The sequence below is a fragment of the Terrisporobacter petrolearius genome (genome assembly GCF_020748185.1).
GTDB lineage: Bacteria > Bacillota > Clostridia > Peptostreptococcales > Peptostreptococcaceae > Terrisporobacter > Terrisporobacter petrolearius.
In genome coordinates this window covers 71,543-90,367 of sequence record NZ_JAHZMO010000003.1, presented here as the reverse complement: position 1 = coordinate 90,367, position 18,825 = coordinate 71,543, and the positions used below count along the sequence as shown (strand labels likewise).

Annotated in this window: 16 protein-coding genes and 1 pseudogene; 11 read left to right on the top strand and 6 right to left on the bottom strand. The window is 29.9% G+C overall.

What is annotated here, in order from left to right:
* The first annotated feature begins 16 nt into the window (after positions 1-16).
* The 9 genes from era (at position 17) to ppdK (ending at position 11,372) form a co-directional block, all read left to right on the top strand.
* Positions 17-907 carry a GTPase Era gene (gene era / locus K0040_RS02970; protein ID WP_074914860.1) on the top strand — a complete coding sequence of 297 codons (891 nt, stop codon included), beginning with the start codon at positions 17-19 and terminating at the stop codon, positions 905-907.
* 11 nt (positions 908-918) lie between these two features.
* On the top strand, positions 919-2,292 hold the full coding sequence (gene mgtE, locus K0040_RS02965) for a magnesium transporter (protein ID WP_228107479.1): 1,374 nt from the start codon (positions 919-921) through the stop codon (positions 2,290-2,292).
* Positions 2,293-2,486: 194 nt separating this feature from the next.
* The gene (gene recO / locus K0040_RS02960) at positions 2,487-3,248 is read left to right on the top strand and encodes a DNA repair protein RecO (protein WP_228107478.1); all 762 of its coding nucleotides are present in this window, start codon (positions 2,487-2,489) and stop codon (positions 3,246-3,248) included.
* Positions 3,249-3,851 (top strand): DUF4342 domain-containing protein, encoded by a 603-nt coding sequence (locus K0040_RS02955; protein WP_228107477.1) that lies wholly within the window; start codon positions 3,249-3,251, stop codon positions 3,849-3,851. It begins immediately after the preceding gene.
* Between the two features lie 142 nt (positions 3,852-3,993).
* A complete protein-coding gene (gene glyQ, locus K0040_RS02950; RefSeq protein ID WP_228107476.1) occupies positions 3,994-4,872 on the top strand; it encodes a glycine--tRNA ligase subunit alpha in 879 nt (292 codons plus the stop codon).
* On the top strand, positions 4,872-6,938 hold the full coding sequence (gene glyS / locus K0040_RS02945) for a glycine--tRNA ligase subunit beta (protein WP_228107475.1): 2,067 nt from the start codon (positions 4,872-4,874) through the stop codon (positions 6,936-6,938). Before glyQ ends, glyS begins: the two co-directional genes overlap by 1 nt.
* A 274-nt stretch (positions 6,939-7,212) precedes the next feature.
* A complete protein-coding gene (gene ccpN / locus K0040_RS02940; protein WP_074914871.1) occupies positions 7,213-7,842 on the top strand; it encodes a transcriptional regulator CcpN in 630 nt (209 codons plus the stop codon).
* A 10-nt stretch (positions 7,843-7,852) separates the two neighbouring features.
* Positions 7,853-8,692 carry a pyruvate, water dikinase regulatory protein gene (locus K0040_RS02935; protein ID WP_228107474.1) on the top strand — a complete coding sequence of 280 codons (840 nt, stop codon included), beginning with the start codon at positions 7,853-7,855 and terminating at the stop codon, positions 8,690-8,692.
* A gap of 49 nt (positions 8,693-8,741) precedes the next feature.
* Entirely contained in the window at positions 8,742-11,372 is a 2,631-nt protein-coding gene (gene ppdK / locus K0040_RS02930) for a pyruvate, phosphate dikinase (RefSeq protein WP_228107473.1), read from the top strand.
* An 83-nt stretch (positions 11,373-11,455) separates the two neighbouring features.
* On the opposite strand, the gene K0040_RS02925 is transcribed toward ppdK, so the two are convergent.
* The 6 genes and pseudogenes from K0040_RS02925 to K0040_RS02905 all read right to left on the bottom strand — a co-directional run bounded on the left by K0040_RS02925 (position 11,456) and on the right by K0040_RS02905 (position 15,050).
* Complete coding sequence (locus K0040_RS02925; RefSeq protein ID WP_334302482.1) at positions 11,456-11,650, bottom strand: winged helix-turn-helix domain-containing protein; 195 nt, start codon at positions 11,648-11,650, stop codon at positions 11,456-11,458.
* A 99-nt stretch (positions 11,651-11,749) separates the two neighbouring features.
* Complete coding sequence (locus K0040_RS02920) at positions 11,750-12,022, bottom strand: sensor histidine kinase (protein WP_228107472.1); 273 nt, start codon at positions 12,020-12,022, stop codon at positions 11,750-11,752.
* The gene (locus tag K0040_RS20985; RefSeq protein ID WP_331476264.1) at positions 11,997-12,251 is read right to left on the bottom strand and encodes a hypothetical protein; all 255 of its coding nucleotides are present in this window, start codon (positions 12,249-12,251) and stop codon (positions 11,997-11,999) included. The genes K0040_RS02920 and K0040_RS20985 overlap by 26 nt, the downstream gene beginning before the upstream one ends.
* Positions 12,252-12,348: 97 nt before the next feature.
* Positions 12,349-12,519 carry a potassium-transporting ATPase subunit KdpA gene (locus K0040_RS21440; protein WP_369123724.1) on the bottom strand — a complete coding sequence of 57 codons (171 nt, stop codon included), beginning with the start codon at positions 12,517-12,519 and terminating at the stop codon, positions 12,349-12,351.
* A gap of 48 nt (positions 12,520-12,567) precedes the next feature.
* Positions 12,568-13,674 (bottom strand): annotated as a pseudogene (locus K0040_RS02910) (potassium-transporting ATPase subunit KdpA).
* Between the two features lie 296 nt (positions 13,675-13,970).
* Positions 13,971-15,050, bottom strand: coding sequence for a M24 family metallopeptidase (locus K0040_RS02905; RefSeq protein WP_228107471.1), 1,080 nt, complete (start codon positions 15,048-15,050; stop codon positions 13,971-13,973).
* A 389-nt stretch (positions 15,051-15,439) separates the two neighbouring features.
* Here K0040_RS02905 and K0040_RS02900 point away from each other — a divergent pair, with 389 nt between their 5' ends.
* Both K0040_RS02900 and K0040_RS02895 read left to right on the top strand, forming a co-directional pair.
* Positions 15,440-17,233, top strand: a complete 1,794-nt coding sequence (locus tag K0040_RS02900) for an aminopeptidase P family protein (RefSeq protein ID WP_228107470.1) — start codon at positions 15,440-15,442, stop codon at positions 17,231-17,233.
* A gap of 190 nt (positions 17,234-17,423) precedes the next feature.
* Positions 17,424-18,803, top strand: coding sequence for a peptide MFS transporter (locus K0040_RS02895; protein ID WP_228107469.1), 1,380 nt, complete (start codon positions 17,424-17,426; stop codon positions 18,801-18,803).
* Positions 18,804-18,825: the final 22 nt, after the last annotated feature.

Here is an 18,825-nt window from a genome sequence, read left to right as displayed (position 1 = left end):
GTTAGGAGAATCATAAATGTTTAAATCAGGCTTTGTAAGTATAGTAGGTAGACCAAATGTTGGTAAATCTACATTAATGAATAATGTAATAGGTGAAAAAATTGCCATAATGAGTGATAAACCTCAGACAACAAGAAATACAATACAGGCAGTATACACAAATGAAGATTGTCAAATTGTATTTTTAGATACACCAGGAATACATAAACCTAAAACTAAACTAGGTGAATTTATGGTAAGTCAAGCAACAGACGCATTTAAAAATGTAGATGTAGTTTTGTTTGTTGTTGATGAATCTAAAAAAATAGGACCAGGAGATAAAAAAATAATAGAAGATTTAAGGAATATAAAAACTCCTGTAGTATTAGTAATAAATAAAATGGATTTAATAGAAGAAGCTGATTTGTTTAATTTAATGAAACTATATAACGAAGAAGGCATATTCAAAGAAATTGTGCCATTATCAGCATTAAAAGGTAGAAATGTAAAAGAATTGCTAAAGGTAATAGAAGGTTACCTTGAAGAAGGACCTAAGTATTTCCCAGACTATATGATAACTGATCAACCAGAAAGAGTTTTAGTTTCTGAACTAATTAGGGAAAAAGTACTACACTTTGTCCATGATGAAGTTCCTCATGGTGTAGCAGTAGAAATAGAACGAATGAAGTTTAGAGAAGATAAAAACATCATAGATATTTCTGCGGTTATCTGTTGCGAAAGAAGTTCACATAAAGGTATAATTATAGGAAAGAATGGTAGAAAACTAAAAGGAATAGGAAAGTCAGCAAGAGAAGATATGGAATTGCTTTTAGGAGCTAAAGTTAATCTTCAATTATGGGTAAAAGTAAAAGAAAATTGGAGAAACTCTCAAAATTACATAAGTGATTTTGGTTACAATGATAAATAAAGGTGGATTATATGGATAAGAAACAAGAAGATTCCAGGGATTTGTTAAGGGATGTTATATCCTTACTTGAAAATAATAAATTATTAGATCTGATAGAATTACTAGAAGAATATCATATTATGGATATTTTCGATGTAATGGAAACTTTAGATGAAGATATGCAAATAAAATTATTTGAAGTATTGCCAATAGATATGTCAGCTTCTATTTTGGAAGAAAGTGGTCCAGATTTCTTTAAATCAATATTGTCTAATATAGACCAAGAACATGGTAGAAATATTTTAGAACAAATGTCATTAGATGATTTAACAGATATTTTGAGCGAAATAGAAGAAGAAGAAAGACATAAAATAATGAATCTTTTAAGTAAAGAGGATGCTGATGATGTTAAAGAATTATTAGTATACGATGAAGATTCAGCTGGTGGTATAATGACTCCTGGTTATATTGAAATAAATAAGAACATGACTGCAAAAGAATCAATAGATCACATGAGAGAAAATGCTTTAGATGCAGAGACAATATATTATATTTACGTAGTAGATAACGATGAAAAACTAGTTGGTGTTTTGTCTCTTAGAGAATTAATAACAGCAAGAGATTCAGTTATTGTAGAAGATTTAATGAGTGAAAATATTATTTCAATAGATGTAGATGAAGATAGAGAAGAAGCAGTTAGATTAGTATCAAAATATGATTTAATTGCCATACCAGTAATAGATAAACAAGGAGTGTTAAAGGGGATAATAACAGTAGATGATATTATAGATGTTATGGAAGAAGAAGCAAGTGAAGACTTATATAAGTTAGCAGGTTCTTCAGAACACGAAAGAGATGTAGCAGAAGACCAAAATGCCACACCACTCCAACAAGTAACATCATCTGTTAGAGCTAGAGTGCCATGGTTAATAATAATACTAATAATGGGATTATTATCAACAATACTTTTAACGAAACTAGATTTTGTTGGAGCGGATTCAACCTATGTAAATATACTTTTATTCTTGCCTGTTATTTTATGTTTAGGTGGAAGTATCGGTATTCAATCATCATCTATAACAATAATGACCTTATCAAATAAAGATATGACATCTTTAAATAATACACTAAAAGAAATTTTAGTAGGTATAGTAACAGGTGTATTATGTGGACTGATAGGAGGAGCTGGAACATATATTATAATTAACAATCAAAATATTGCTTTACTTGTAGGAATAGCAATAATTATAAATATGATATTTGGAGCTACTATTGGAGCATTTGTACCTGCTTTATTAAAAAAATTAGATATAGATACATCTATAGTATCTGCACCTCTAATTTCTGTAATACTTGATTTTATAGGAATATGTATATTTTTCTTAATAATAACTATATTCCTGTAAAAAATTGTTTTTAAAAGATATGAATTATTTCCATCATTCTTACGAAAAATATTATAAATAATGTAAGAAGGGGGTAATAATATGCACAATATATGTTGGCAATTTTTTAAAAAAAGTGGAAGTATAGAAGCTTACTTGTATATTAATAATCATAAAGCCTTACTTAAAAAGAAAGAATAAAAGGGAGATAAGTAATGGTAATATTAAACACCCAGGGTATAGTGCTTAAATCAGTCACATATAAAGAGAATGATTTAATATTAACTATATATACTAGAAAGCTGGGAAAGATAGCTGCAATAGCTAGAGGCGCAAAGAAAAGTAAAAGTTCTTTATTGTCCTCTTCACAAATATTTGCATATTCTAACTTTACATTAAAAAAAGAAGGAAATATGTATAGAGTAACCCAAAGTGAAATTATAAAAAGTTTTTATAACTTATCTTATAATTTTGAGGCTTTTTCTTATGCAACGCATATACTAAAATTATTAGACAATTTTGTTATTGATAATCAACCTAATAACAGACTGTTTATATCACTAGCTCAAACTCTTTACTTATTTTGTGAGGAAAATATAGATATGGAATATGTGAGCTTATGCTTTGAACTTAAATTTTTAGATTATGTAGGATTTAAACCTATTGTTAATAAATGTGTAAGTTGTAACAACAATAATTTTAAAAATCCTGTATTTAATATATATGAAGGTGGAATATTATGTGAAAGGTGTAGTGACAATTTCCAACATAACTTAAGGATGAATATAACAACAGCAAATCTAATGGAATATATATTAAAAAATGATATGCTTTTATGTTCAAAAGCTAAGGTATCTAAATATCTAATAAATGAGCTAAATAAGATTTTAAAAATTTACATGAACGAATATTTAGGAAGTATAAACGAAAAATCATTGAATGTTTTAAAAAGTCTAAATAAAAAGGGAGTGGAATAAATGAGTAAAATAACGATTGAAGCCATTGATCAGGTGATGGAAAGAGTGCCAGGAGTAACTTATTCTCAAGTAAAAGAGGCTCTTGAAAAATGTGATGGAGATGTGGTTGATGCTATAATTTTACTACAAGACAATTCTACAGGTTCACAAGAAGATAAAGGTAAAAAATCATTTGAAGATGTATTTGGAAAAGACTCAGATAAAATAAAAGAAGAAGTGACAGAACTTTTAAGAAAAAGTAGCGTTATACGTATAGTTATTGAAAAAAATGGAAAAATAATAATGAATATACCTATTACTGTAGGAGTTGTTGGAGTAGTATTTGCACCCATATTATCATTAATAGGTTTATCAGCATCAGTACTTGCAAAATATAGAATAAAAATTGAAAATGAAGATGAAGGCACAACAGTTGATTTAGGCGAATTTAGCGAAGAAAAATTGAATATTATTAAAGATATGGTAAGTTCAGCTGCTAAAGATGTAAAACAAGCTGTTGATAAGAAAAATAAAAACACAGAAGATAAAAATGAATGTGATAATGACGAAGTTATAATTGATCTTAATAAAAACGACTACAGAGAAAAAAAGGATGAAGAATAACAAATAATGAGCTAGTTTATTGACAAATTTTTTATGTTTTGTTATTCTTACAAATATAAACGAAGTATTAAAAGGCCTTTCGTGGATACGGAAGGCCTTATTGCTATAAATAGTTAAGAAATTAAATTTAGGAGGTATTAATATGAATTTTCAAGATATGATACTAGCACTTCAAAGTTACTGGTCTAAGCAAGAATGTATCATGATGCAACCTTATGACGTGGAAAAAGGTGCAGGAACAATGAATCCAAACACTATCTTAAGATCATTAGGTCCAGAGCCATGGAGTGTTTGTTATGTAGAGCCATCAAGAAGACCTGCAGATGGTAGATATGGAGAAAATCCTAATAGATTATATCAACATCACCAATTCCAAGTTATTCTAAAGCCATCTCCAGAAAATATACAAGAACTATACTTAAAGAGTTTAGAAGCTATAGGAATTAATCCATTAGAACATGATATAAGATTTGTTGAAGATAACTGGGAATCAACTACTGTTGGTGCTTGGGGTCTTGGATGGGAAGTCTGGTTAGATGGTATGGAAGTTACTCAATTCACATACTTCCAACAAGTTGGAGGAATAGAGTGTGAGTTAGAAACTGGAGAGATAACATATGGATTAGAAAGACTTGCCATGTATATACAAGACGTTGACAGTGTTTATGATTTAAAGTGGAACGATAGTATAACTTATGGTGACGTGTTTAAAAAAGCTGAATTTGAAAATAGTACATATTCATTTGATGAGTGCGATGCAGATATGTTATTTAACTTATTTGATATATATGAAAAAGAAGCATTAAGAATAATAGAAAGAGGGCTTGTAGTACCAGCATATGACTATGTGTTAAAATGTTCTCACACTTTTAATACATTAGATGCTAGAGGTGCTATAGGTGTTAGTCAAAGAGCATCATTTATAGGCAGAGTTAGAAACATGGCAAAAGCTGTAGCTGAACTTTATGTTAAGCAAAGAGAAGAAATGGGATATCCACTATTAAAGGAAGGTGACAAATAATGAATAATTACCTTTTATTAGAGATTGGGGTAGAAGAATTACCATCAAGATTTGGACAAACTACATTAGATCAAATAGAAAAAAATTTAAGTAAGTTACTTAAAGATGAAAGAGTAAGTTTTAACAAAATAGAAAAGTATGCAACTCCAAGAAGACTAACTTTTGTTATAGTTGACTTAGCTGATAAAGCAAGTGACTTAGAGGAAGAAGTTAAAGGTCCTGCTAAAAAAATAGCAGTAGATGATGAAGGAAACTTTACAAAACCTGCCCTTGGGTTTATGAGAAGTAAAGGTTTAGACCCAGAAAATGTATACTTTAAGCAAGTAGGAAATGCTGAATACTTATTTAGTACAATTAAGCAAGAAGGAAAAGATACTAAAGAAGTGTTAAAAAATATAATTCCTGAAGCTATTAAAAATGTAACTTTCCCTAAAGCAATGCGTTGGGGTGGTAAAAACATGAGATTTGCTAGACCAATAAGATGGATGGTTACATTATTAAATAATGAAGTGCTAGAGGTAAATCTAGAGGGTATAAAATCTTCTAATATTACTAAAGGTCATAGATTCTTAGGAGAAAAAGAATTTGAAGTAAATTCAATAGAAGATTATTTTGAAAAATTAGAAAAGAACTTTGTGGTATTAGATCAACATAAAAGAAAAGAAATGATAAAAGAACAAGCTATAGAAGTAGCTAATTCTTTAGGTGGAGAAGTTGAATTAGATGATGATTTACTAGAAGAAATAACATTTTTAGTAGAATATCCAACAGCTTTTTATGGTGAGTTTGACGAAGAATATGTTAAGTTACCAAAAGAAGTTGTAACTACACCGATGAAAGAACATCAAAGATACTTCCCAGTATTAAAAGATGGAAAATTATTACCCAAATTTATAGCTGTTAGAAATGGTGATTCTAATAGAATGGATTTAGTTAAAGCTGGGAATGAGAAAGTTCTTAGAGCTAGACTTGCAGATGCTTTATTCTTCTACAATGAAGATACTAAAAAGTCTTTAGAAAGTTTTGTTGATAAATTACATACAGTAGTATTCCAAGCTAAACTTGGTACAGTTTATGATAAAACATTAAGAATAGAAAAATTATCTAAAGTTATACTTGATGAATTAGATATGACTGGGAGTGCTGAAAATACTTCAAGAGCAGCTAAACTTTGTAAAGCTGACCTTGTAACTAATATGGTATTCGAGTTTACTGAACTTCAAGGTATAATGGGTAGAGATTATGCGAAAGTAAGTGGGGAAAATGAAGAAGTATGCCAAGGTATATTTGAGCATTATCTACCAAGATTTGCGGGTGATATATTACCAAAAACTAATGCAGGTATAGCTTTATCTATAGCTGACAAACTAGATTCAATAGCAGGATTCTTTGCTATAGGAATTAAGCCATCAGGATCTCAAGACCCTTATGCTTTAAGACGTCAAGCCTTAGGAATACTTTCTATATTATTAGATAGAAAATTATCTGTTAACCTAAATAATTTAATAAATGTAGCACTAGATAACTATTCTAGTTTAGAATTTAATAAAGAAGAAGTAGCTTTTCAAATAGTTGAATTTTTTGTTGAAAGAGTTAAAAACCTATTCAAAGATTTAGGAATAAGATATGATGTCATAGATGCAGTATTAAATAGTAATTTAGATGATATATCAGATATACATACAAGAGCTTTTGAACTAAATAGATGGCTTCAAAAAGACGAACTAGTTGAAATGTTAACTGCTTTCAACAGAGTTTCTACTTTAGCTGAGAAGGCAACTACAGATATAGTTAAAGAAGAACTATTAAAAGAAGATGCGGAAATTAAACTACATAATGGATTTAATGAAATAAAATCAAATGTGGAGGCTTTATTAGCATATAAAAAGTATAATGAAGCTTTAGATGCTTTTGCTACACTAAGACCACTAGTTGATAATTTATTTGATAATGTAATGATAATGGACAAAGATGAAGCAATAAAAGAAAATAGACTTGGATTATTAAAACAAATTTACAGCACAATGCTTACTATTTGTGATTTATCTAAGATAGTTTATAAATAAACAATTATATAAAAATACTTGCCTTCCTTTTGAATCCAAAATAAAGGGAGGCATTTTTTGCTTAGGATATTTAGTGTAACACAAATACTATGTATAAATTGATATAGTGTGTATTAATATTAATGGTACAGTAAAAACTAAGTACATACATGATGAAAATAATTAAAAAATATATCATAAATAATAAAAAAATCTATTTACACAATAGCATATATGGATATATAATATACTATATAAGGTGTAACGGAGATAAAGTATAGCATATTGAAAGAAGGTGATTGTCATTCAACTAAATCAAAGACAACAAAAGATAATAGAAATAGTAAAAGAAGATGAGCCCATAACAAGTGAGCAAATTGCTTCTATATTAAATGTTACTCGTGCTACGTTAAGATCAGATTTAGCAATCCTAACAATGACAGGAATATTAGATGCAAGACCAAAAGTAGGTTACTTTTATTCAGGAATAAATAAACTTAACTTAGTAGGAAACGACATGAAAAATAAAAAGGTTGAAGATATCATGAGTATTCCTGTAATAGCCAAAAAAGATGATAGTTTATATGAAGTAATAGTAAATATGTTTTTATCAGATGTGGGAAGTATTTTTATCATAGATGATGATGAAGGTTTATGCGGTATAGTATCAAGAAAAGATTTATTAAAGGCAACTATAGGTGGTGCAGATATGAATAAAATGCCTATAGGAATGATAATGACTAGAACTCCTAATATTATTACAGTAGAAAAAGAAGACAGTGTTATCCTAGTAGCTAAAAAAATAATAGAACATGAAATAGATTCTATTCCAGTAGTTGAAAATATAGATGATAAAATCAAGGTAATAGGAAAAATATCAAAAACAAACATTACAAAATTATTTTTAGAGATTGTAGACAATTAAGGAGGAGAATATGGAGAGTTTTATATTATATGCAATATCAGATTCAATAGGGGAGACTGCACAACAAGTTGCTAAGGCAGCCATATCGCAATTTGATATAAAAGAAGAAACTTACGATATAAGAAGATTTCCTTATGTGTCTAACAAGGAAGTTCTTCTTGAAATCTTAGAAAGTGCTAAAAGTGAAAATGCTATAGTTGTCTATACTCTAGTAAGTGAACATTTAGGCGATATTGTTGAAAATTTCTGTTCAAAAGAAAATTTACACTGTGTAGACTTAATGTCTCAAATATTAAATATATTAACAGAAAAAATAGGAGCATCTCCAAAGAGAGAACCTGGCATAATCAGAAGAATGAATGAGGAATACTTTAGAAGAATAGAGGCTATAGAATTTGCTGTTAAGTATGATGATGGTAAAGACCCAAGAGGAGTATTAAAGGCAGATTTAGTACTAGTTGGTATATCAAGAACATCAAAAACTCCACTTAGTATGTACCTAGCAAATAGAAATATAAAAGTAGCAAATATTCCTTTAGTACCAGAAATACCAATACCAAAAGAAATATATGAAATAAATCCTAAAAAAATAATAGGACTTACTAACACACCAGAAAAACTTAATGAGATAAGACAAGCAAGACTTAAAGCTCTTGGATTATCAAGTAGTGCAAATTACGCTAAATTAGATAGAATTTTAGAAGAGTTAGATTACTCTGAAGAAGTAATGAAGAAGCTATCTTGTCCAGTTATTAATGTTGCAAATAAAGCAATAGAAGAGACAGCTGGATTAATTATAGATATTATGAAAGAAAATGGTTTAAAGAAAAAAATACACACAACTAATTAAAATCTTTTTAAGATTTGCATAAATAAATATTTCAAAGGGGATTCGTGATATGAGTGTTAAATACGTTTATAGCTTTAATGAAGGAAGTAAAGAAATGAAATCATTATTAGGAGGAAAAGGAGCTAACTTAGCAGAAATGACTAAAATAGGACTTCCTGTGCCTCCTGGGTTTACTATAACAACTGAGTCATGTATCGATTATTATGAAAACAACAAAACAATAAAGCAAGAAATTATAAACCAAATTGAAGAAAAATTATCTTCTTTAGAAAAAGATTTAAACAAACAATTAGGAAGTGAAGAAAATCCGCTTCTTGTATCTGTTCGTTCAGGTGCAGTTATATCAATGCCAGGTATGATGGATACCATATTAAATCTTGGATTGAATGATAATACAGTTAAAGCATTGGCAAAAGCTACTGGTAATGATAGATTTGCATATGATAGTTATAGAAGATTTATACAAATGTTCTCTGATGTTGCGATGGAAGTTCCAAAATACAAATTTGAAAATGTTCTAAATAACTACAAAGAAAAAAATAATTTCAAATTCGACACAGACTTAACATGTGATCATTTAAAATCAGTAGTAGAAGACTATAAAGAAATATATAAAAAAGAAGTTGGAGAAGATTTTCCGCAAGAGCCTAAAAAACAATTAATGTTAGCAGTAGAAGCTGTATTTAGATCTTGGAATAACCCAAGAGCTATAGTATATCGTAGATTAAATGATATTCCAAATGATTTGGGAACTGCAGTTAATATACAATCAATGGTATTTGGTAACATGGGAGATACTTCCGGTACAGGAGTTGCTTTCACAAGAGACCCTGGTACAGGAGAAAACAAGTTATTAGGAGAATACTTAATAAATGCACAAGGTGAAGATGTTGTTGCAGGTATAAGAACTCCAGAGCCTATAGCTACGCTTGAAAAAGCAATGCCAGAGATTTACAAACAGTTTATAGATACTGTTAAAAAATTAGAAAATCATTATAAAGATATGCAAGATGTTGAGTTTACTATAGAAAAAGGAAGATTATTCTTTTTACAAACTAGAAATGGTAAAAGAACAGCTGTATCTGCTATAAATGTGGCAGTAGATTTAGTTGAAGAAGGTTTAATAAGTAAAGAAGAAGCTATAATGAGAGTTGAGCCTAAGCAATTAGATCAATTATTACATCCAAAGTTTGAAGATAAAGCACTAAAAGAAGCTACAGTTTTAGCTAAAGGGTTACCAGCATCACCAGGGGCAGGAAGTGGTAAAATTTACTTTACTGCTGAAGAGGCTGTAGAAGCTTCAAAAAACGGAGAAAAAGTAATACTTGTTAGACAAGAAACATCTCCAGAAGATATAGAAGGAATGGTTTGCTCTCAAGGTATACTTACTGCAAGAGGTGGTATGACTTCTCATGCAGCAGTTGTTGCTAGAGGTATGGGTAAATGTTGTGTGGCTGGATGTGGAGAAATAAAAGTTGATGAAATAGCAAAAGAAGTAAGAAGAGACAACTTAGTTCTAAGAGAAGGAGATTTCATATCTATAGATGGTTCTACAGGTATTGTTTACTTAGGAGATGTTGCTAAAACAAAAGTATCTATGACAGGCAATTTTGAAAAGTTAATGAACTGGGTTGACGAAGTTAGAGATATGAAGGTTAGAACTAATGCAGATAATCCAAGGGACTCAAAAACTGCAGTTGATTTTGGTGCAGAAGGTATAGGACTTTGTAGAACTGAGCATATGTTCTTTGATGAAGATAGAATACCTGCTGTTAGAAAAATGATATTATCAAATAATGTTGAAGATAGAGTTGAAGCATTAGATAAGTTATTACCTATGCAACAACAAGATTTTGTTGATATATATAAGGTTATGGGTGAGAGACCGGTTAATATAAGATTATTGGATCCACCACTACATGAATTCTTACCACATGATGATGAAACAATAGAACAATTAGCTAAGGATATGAATATTCAAGCTAGTGAAATCAAAAAGAGAATAGTGGACTTAGCAGAATTTAACCCTATGCTTGGACACAGAGGATGTAGACTGGCAGTTACTTATCCAGAAATAGCTGTAATGCAAACTAAAGCTATAATAAATGCTGCTATAGAAGTTAATAAAGAAGGTTTAAATGTTGAACCAGAAATAATGATACCACTTGTTGGTGCTTTAAATGAATTTAAAGTAGTTAAAAATATTATAGTTGAAACAGCAAATGCAATTATAAAAGATAGCAACGTAGATTTAAAATATACTGTTGGTACAATGATAGAGATACCGAGAGCTTGTTTAATAGCTGATGAAATAGCAAGGGAAGCTGATTTCTTCTCATTTGGAACAAATGACTTAACACAAATGACATTTGGATACTCTAGAGATGACGCTGGAAAATTCTTAGGTCAATACGTGGATGAAGAAATCTTAGAAAAAGATCCATTCCAAGTGTTAGATCAAAATGGTGTTGGTAAATTAGTAAAAATGGCAACAACACTAGCAAGAGGAGAAGAAGGTGATAATATTAAACTTGGAATATGTGGAGAGCATGGAGGTGATCCTACATCAGTAGAATTCTGTTATGAGACAGGACTTAACTATGTATCTTGTTCACCATATAGAGTTCCGATAGCTAGACTTGCAGCTGCACAAGCAACTATTAAGAAAAAATCAAAATAGACACATAAATAAATAATAAGATATAATAAGATATAATAAGAAGGTCAAAGTGTAATCACTTTGACCTTCTTATTATATCTCTATCATCCTGTAGCAACACCTACATGAGTTTGAATATACTGAGGATGAGAAGTATCAGTTTCAATTTTTTTTCGAAGTGTGGCCATATAAACTCTTAAAGAAGAAACATAACTATCCCAAGAAATTCCCCAAATTTCCTTTGTCATATAAGTATGAATCAAAACTTCTTCAACATTTCTAATAAGTAGGCAAAGCAATTTATATTCAATAGGGGTTAGATGTAATTCTTCATTATTTTTATAAACACATCCGCTAGCATAGTGAATTTTTAAATCACTATTATTAAAATCGATGGTTTATTCATGCAAGTTTACCTCCTCAGATGGTAATGTAAATGAGAATACTGTTTCGTGAGGCTTATTATCTTTTACATCTATTTCTCCTCCGTGAGCTAAAATAATAGATTTACAAAGAGCTAATCCTAAATTACGCTTGTTATCAACAATTTGATTGTCGACAGTGTAAAACAGATCAAAGATTTTTTCTTTATCTTTATCAGACAGACTATTACCATTGCCACTAATTTCTACTAAAACCATATCTTCATTTTTTGGGTGTAGCCTCCGCAAGAAAATCATCAACTACAGCTTCGGCAGATATGGCAGCTGTAGTAAGAGGGTTATCTCCAGTTATCATTATAGTTTTAATACCCATTTTTCTTAAATTTGCAAATATTACTGTGAACCAAAGAATTATTGCTATAGACAATGTGTACCCAGGTGAAGCATCTTTAATACCAAACAATGATGCTATCCAAAGCAAAGTAGTTAATATAACGGATATATAAACCAACAACATTACAGGGTTTTCCTTTTGTGTTTTTGGATTTAATCTTGTAAATCAATCTTTTATAGCTCTTTTAGTCATATTTTTATCTGAAAAAGCGGTCTTCGTGTTATTGTTCAATTAATGTCACCTCCAATAAGATTGAGCTTAAATATTCAGCAATTGGTCCTAATGATAATGCTGTGAAAAAGCTAAGGTCACCAATTAATAAAATAATCATAATTAATAAAAATACAAACATGGTATTTGTAGTTGATAACGTACCTGCTGTAGTAGCAATTTTTTTCTTTTGAGCTAAGCTACCAGCATGCAGTTAATATGGCAAAAGCTAGCATTCCATACAATACACATCCAACACCCCGAAGATTACTTTGGCAAGCTGCATTAGTAACATGGTTACTATTCCACCCAGAGGAGTATAACTATCATGCATAGAGTTTACAGGATTATTTGAAGAAGCTGTGGCAAATGTAGACCATGTAGATGAAGCAACTATACCAAAACGAGATTCTTTACCTTACATATTTTCGCCAGATTGTTCTATAGTAGTCATATCAATATCGCTTTGTGAAAGTTGAGGAGTGGCATTTTGTTCACATACAGCTAGTGATCCAAGAGCTATTACAAGAACTATAAACATAGACATAAAAATTGCAATACCTTGATTTTTATTTTTTATATTTCTACCAAATGTAAAGCATAAACATATAGGTATTAGTAAAATTGAAATCATTTCTAGTAAATTAGAAATGATTGTTGGGTTTTCTAAAGGGTGAGCAGAATTTACTCCATAAAAACAACCACCATTAGTACTAGTTTGCTTTATTGCCGCTTGACTAGCAGCATGGCCAAGAGGAATAGTTTCTTTATTTATAACTTCTGTATAATTAACTACTTTTCTATTAACATAGGCTGTCTTAGTTTTTAAGTCAATTTTTGTATTTTCAATAATATTACCGTCGTTGTCAACAGCAATAGGTTCGACTAATTGAACAGTTTCAGCAAACTTAAAGTTTCGAACTGTAAGTCCAAGGGCTTGAGTCAGATAACCTAAAGTAGATTCGCCACTATAAGCTTGCCAGTTAGTATTTGTTATGAAACTTATAGCTGTATTTAAAGATAAATCCCATGGAACACCAGGTAGACTTTGAGGGTTAACAATTAAATGACCTTGTAATAACTGAAGAAGAAATAAAAATATTAAACCTATTCCATTAAACTAAACGTTAAAATAGAATATATATTTTTTCCAGTTCATTTCTTCATTGCTTTTAACTTTCATTAATTTGTAAATAAGTTTTTCACAGGGATATGGAGGTTTTGATAAAAATACTTTTTCTCCATCCATTACTTTGCCTATATATGAACCAAGTGGTATGGCAAGCAATATAAGAATTACTAAATAAATTAAATACTGCAAAATTGTGTATGTCATTGTGTATCTCCTCCCATAAGAATTACAAAATAGTAAATTAAAAAGATTATTACAACTAAACAAATTGTCTAAATTAGTATTTGCATCTCTTATACCTCCTTTTTTTATAATTCAATTATAAGAATTGAGGCTTTAAAAATGTATTAAGACCTATAAGGGGAGTATTAAAATAGTATTAAGATTTATAAGATGCGAAATATTTTTGAAAAGTATAATATTTTAATTGCTTAAAAATATGCACAAAAAAACCAGAGCTATAAAAACTCTGGTTTTTTAATAAATAATTAAAATAATATTTATTTTATAACAATTAAATCTTTAGTTACGTTATTTAATACTTCGCAACCATCCTCAGTTATTAATACTAAGTCTTCTATTCTAACTCCAACTTCACCTGGTAAGTAAACACCTGGCTCAACTGAGAATATCATACCTGGTTTTAATATAGCTTCATTTACAGAAGATACATCACCGAACTCATGGCATTCCATTCCTATAGAGTGACCAGTTCTATGAGTAAAGTATTCTCCGTAACCTTTTTCAGTTATATAGTCACGACAAGCATTGTCTACATCGCAGAATCTATTTCCTGGCTTACAAGCAGCTATACCTCTTAAGTTAGCTTCTTTAACTACTTCGTATACTTCTCTTCCTTTTTCAGAAACTTCACCTAAAAATACTGTTCTAGTCATGTCAGAGCAGTATCCATCTTTTACACAACCTAAGTCAAGAACAACTGAATCACCTAACTTACCTTTGGAGTTATCTGATTCGTGGTGAGGGTCAGCAGCATTAGCACCATATCCTATTATTGGATCAAAAGAGTGACCTGATGCTCCACCTTCAAGATACATTTCTAAAATTTTGTCTGCCATTTCTAATTCAGTGTAACCTTCTTTAACAAGAGGCATTAATCTTTCTATAACGCTATCATTTAATCTTGAAGCTTCTCTCATTAATTCTTGTTCTTTTTCATCTTTAATTTGACGAATGTTATCTATTATGAATGATCCATCAATAAATTTAGTAGCATTCAATTTGCTCATTAAAGGTAATAAGAACTTAGCTGGCCAAACTTTATCTATACCAACTATAGTATTTTCTCTCATGCAGTTTGCTAACATTCCTACATAATCATCAATATCATCAAAGTAAACTATTTCAGCTCCTTCAATTGGAGTAGACTGTGGGAATAATTTACCTATGAAAAATTTATGATTGCCTTCAACATCAAGATAAAGAGCAAGCATTCTTTCGCCACAATTTAACATACGGCCTGTTAAATAACATATAGAAGCTGGATCAGCTACTATTAATTGAGGAACATTGTTTTCCTTCATTGATGTAATAATTCTTTGTAATTTCATTTGATCCATTAATAAATCCCCCTATTGTAAAGTACAAATTAATTAATCTAAAAATTCATTTATTAAATTAACTAAGATTATTGTAGTATTCATGTCTAATAAAGTCAATATTAGTCACTCAAAACATAAAAAAATAAAACATTTAAAGTATGTTAAATTATTAATTTATTATTAGTGTGTAGTTATGAGAAGTAATGTGACGAATAATTGTAAATTTATATAAAAAAAAAATAATACGTAGTGTAATTATTCTAAGATTATATTATAATTACAGATGACAAGACATGTTAAATGCAAATATATATTTCAAATAAAATAATTATATTCAAATGTATATGACTTGTAGGCAACTTAATATTAAATGTTTTACGAAATATTATATTCAGGGGTGGATAGTTATGAGTATAGCAAGTAGAGTATCTGAACTTAGGGAAATAATGGAAGACAGAAATATTGATGCTTACATTATTCCTTCTGCAGACAATCATCAAAGTGAATATGTTGGGGAATACTTTAAATCTAGACAATTTATTTCAGGTTTTAAAGGTTCAGCAGGAACTGTAGTAGTAACTAAAGAAAAAGCTGGACTATGGACTGATGGAAGATATTTTATTCAAGCGGAAAAAGAGTTAGCAGGAAGTGGTATAGACCTATTCAAAATGGGAGAAGAAGGAGTACCAACTGTTAATGAGTTTGTTATAGAAAATATAAAGACAGGTGGAAAACTAGGTTTTGACGGAAGATTAATAGCAGCAGGTGATGGATTAGAACTTAAAGAAAAATTAAAAAAGAAAAACGTTATCATTGAATATGACGAAGATCTTATTGATTCTATTTGGGAAAATAGACCTGATTTATCAGAAGAAAAGGCTTTTGTATTAGATGTAAAATATACTGGAGAAAGTTTCCAATCCAAAATAAATAGAATAAGAAATGTAATGAGAGAAAATGGTGCAACAACTCATGTAGTAACAACTCTAGATGAGGTAGCATGGATATTTAATATAAGAGGAAATGATGTAAGTTATACACCAGTAGTGTTAGCTTATGCAGCTATAACTCTTGATAAAGCTTATTTATTTATTAATGACAATAAACTTGATGATTCTATCAAATTAGAATTTAATGAATCTAATATACAAATAAAACCATATAACGATGTTTATGATTTTATAAAAGAATTAGATGAAAAAGAAGTTATAATGCTAGACCCAGAGAGAGTAAACTACTCTTTATATAATAATATTTCAGAAAAAATTAAAAAAGTAGAAATAGAAAATCCTGCAGTTTTAATGAAAGCAATGAAAAATAAAACTGAATTAAAAAATATAGAAAGTGCATATATAAAAGATGGTGTAGCCTGTGCTAAATTTATGTATTGGTTAAAAACTAATGTAGGTAAAATTGAAATTAGTGAACTTAGCGCATCAGAAAAATTATTACAACTTAGAAAAGAACAAGAAGGATTTGTTGATTTAAGTTTTGAAACTATAGCAGGTTATAAAGAACATGCTGCCATGATGCATTATGCAGCCACTGAAGAAAGCGATTACAAAATAAAAGCAGAGCATATGTTCTTAGTAGATTCTGGAGGTCATTACTTAGAAGGAACTACAGATATAACAAGAACATATATATTGGGAGATATATCTGAGGAGTTGAAAACTCATTATACTGCAGTAGCAAGGGGTATGATAAACTTATCTCAGGCTAAGTTCTTACACGGGTGTAGAGGATATAACTTAGATATACTTGCAAGAGGCCCAATGTGGGATATGGGAATTGACTATAAATGTGGAACAGGACATGGTGTTGGATATATGTTAAGCGTACATGAAGGACCAGCTGGATTCAGATGGTATATTGTACCTGCAAAACATGAGACGACTCCTTTTGAAGAAGGAATGGTTATAACAAATGAACCAGGAATTTATATGGAAGGTTCTCATGGAATTCGTATAGAAAATCAACTAGTTGTTAAAAAGCTAGAGAAAAATATAAATGGACAATTTATGGCATTTGATGCAATAACTATGTGTCCAATAGATTTAGATGGAATTAATCCAAGCTTAATGACTGAAAGAGAAAAATCATATTTAAATGATTATCATAAAAATGTATATGAAACAATCAGTCCTTATTTAAATGAAGAAGAAAGAAACTGGTTAAAAGAATATACAAGAGCAATATAGTATTAAAAATATAATAATTATAAAAGTTTGGAATAATCTTAAGGAGTTTGAAATTATCAAAGATATCTATTGATATATCTTTGATAATTATCATAAAACTGTGTACAGACAATCAGACATATTTATTAACAGCTTAGGAAATGACTGATATGAAAGATACACAAAAAATACATTAATATGGGGGGACAACATGGAAAACACAGTTAAATCAAAAAAGAAACCTTTAGCTTTCTATTTATGTTCAGGTGCTTTTTCGTTTGAAAGATCAGCATACTATGGAAGTAAGGGAATATTGTTATTATTTATTGCAGCAAGCGTTGCAACAGGTGGACTAGGACTTACATCAGATCAAGCAGCTTTAGCAGTAGCTAACTTAGTTGCATTTACTTACTTAGCACCAATATTTGGTGGTATGGTTTGTGATAGATGGGTAGGAGCTAGATATGCTATACCAGTAGGAATGTTAATAATGGGTGCTGGTTATTTTATAGGGGCTAATGCTACAGATATATCAGGAATTAATATAATGATAGCTTTAGTTGCTTTAGGTACAGGTTTATTTAAAGGTAATTTATCTGCATTAACAGGTACTTTATTTGAAGATCAAGATCAACTTGACTCAGCTTTCTCAACACAATATAGTTTCATAAATATAGGTAGTTTCTTTGGAACAACTTTCTTTGGATTTGCTTATATGTATTTATTTAATAAAGGGGATGTTTTAGGATTTACAGCATGCTTTAAATTCTCAGCAGCCATAATGGTAGTTGGAGCAATAATATTTGTTTTAGGATGGAAGCTATTAGGAGAACATGGTAAAAAGCCATTTTTAGCTGGTAAAGAAAAAGATACTAGTAATAAAGATGATAGTAAAGCACCACTAACTGTAATGGAAAAGAAAAGAGTAGCAGCTATAGTTTTAGTATCTACTTTTTCAGTAATATTCTGGTTATTCTGGTATCTTACTTACCTAGCAGTTTATGATTATGGTGGAGCATTTGTTGATATGTCAATTGGTAACTTTGAAGTTCCATTATTATGGTTTGACTCAGAAAATGCATTCTTATGTATTGCACTTGGACCAGTATTAGGTGCTTTATGGTATAAACTATCTCAAAGACCACAAGGTGACTTATCTTTATTTAAGAAAACAGGTATAGGATTAGCTTTCTTAGGAATTGCATTTTTAATGTTAGTTGGAGCTGAATTTACAAGAGGAATAGGCGCTCCAGATACAGCAAAAGCTTCTATAATATGGATAATAGCATTTGGATTCTTCTTAAGTTTAGGAGAGATGTGCTTCTCTCCACTTGGAAACTCATTTGTAAGTAAATATGCTCCAAAAAAATACTTAGCAGTATTAATGGGAGTTTGGACTTGTGCTACATTTATAGCTGGTAAAACTCACGGAGCAATATATAACTTTACAAAGCAATTTGATATGATAACAGTTTATACTGCAATACCAGTAATATTATTTGTTTGTGCAGTAGCATTATTTGCACTAGATAAAAACTTAAGCAAGCTAGTTGCTGATGATAATGAAAATAGCGAAAATATAGTAGCTTAACTATCATACAGTATCAAAATAA

Bases quoted from the DNA above. Each gene is read 5' to 3' on its own strand.
- glyQ (WP_228107476.1), top strand. From the start codon at position 3,994: ATGAATTTTCAAGATATGATACTAGCACTTCAAAGTTACTGGTCTAAG.
- K0040_RS02905 (WP_228107471.1), bottom strand. From the start codon at position 15,050: ATGGATCAAATGAAATTACAAAGAATTATTACATCAATGAAGGAAAAC.
- recO (WP_228107478.1), top strand. From the start codon at position 2,487: ATGGTAATATTAAACACCCAGGGTATAGTGCTTAAATCAGTCACATAT.
- era (WP_074914860.1), top strand. From the start codon at position 17: ATGTTTAAATCAGGCTTTGTAAGTATAGTAGGTAGACCAAATGTTGGT.
- ppdK (WP_228107473.1), top strand. From the start codon at position 8,742: ATGAGTGTTAAATACGTTTATAGCTTTAATGAAGGAAGTAAAGAAATG.
- K0040_RS02955 (WP_228107477.1), top strand. From the start codon at position 3,249: ATGAGTAAAATAACGATTGAAGCCATTGATCAGGTGATGGAAAGAGTG.
- K0040_RS20985 (WP_331476264.1), bottom strand. From the start codon at position 12,251: ATGTTGTTGGTTTATATATCCGTTATATTAACTACTTTGCTTTGGATA.
- K0040_RS02900 (WP_228107470.1), top strand. From the start codon at position 15,440: ATGAGTATAGCAAGTAGAGTATCTGAACTTAGGGAAATAATGGAAGAC.
- mgtE (WP_228107479.1), top strand. From the start codon at position 919: ATGGATAAGAAACAAGAAGATTCCAGGGATTTGTTAAGGGATGTTATA.
- glyS (WP_228107475.1), top strand. From the start codon at position 4,872: ATGAATAATTACCTTTTATTAGAGATTGGGGTAGAAGAATTACCATCA.
- K0040_RS02935 (WP_228107474.1), top strand. From the start codon at position 7,853: ATGGAGAGTTTTATATTATATGCAATATCAGATTCAATAGGGGAGACT.
- K0040_RS02895 (WP_228107469.1), top strand. From the start codon at position 17,424: ATGGAAAACACAGTTAAATCAAAAAAGAAACCTTTAGCTTTCTATTTA.